The organism is Jeotgalibacillus marinus, assembly GCF_040801915.1.
Lineage (GTDB): Bacteria > Bacillota > Bacilli > Bacillales > Jeotgalibacillaceae > Jeotgalibacillus > Jeotgalibacillus marinus.
In genome coordinates this window covers 1-208 of sequence record NZ_JBFMIA010000397.1, presented here as the reverse complement: position 1 = coordinate 208, position 208 = coordinate 1, and the positions used below count along the sequence as shown (strand labels likewise).

Sequence of the window (208 nt, the reverse complement as noted above, 5' to 3'; positions counted from 1 at the left end):
CAACTACACGGTGGCGCTGGAGCACTTCCTCGCGTCGAACCGGCTCTCGGCGAACCGCAACGTCCAGTACAACATCGCGCGCGCATACGAGCAGCTCGGCCGCTTTCCCGAGGCGTATCGCTACTACGTCGGTGCGCTGATCGGGGAGAGCGACGAGAAGACGAAGAAGGGCGTCGAGGACGCGATCGCGCGCGTCGCGCCCAAGGTC

At 65.9% G+C, this 208-nt stretch carries 1 protein-coding gene; it reads left to right on the top strand.

The features are described from left to right. Window positions 1-208: hypothetical protein (locus AB1471_RS18290; RefSeq protein ID WP_367781131.1), on the top strand; the 208-nt coding region annotated here is incomplete at both ends.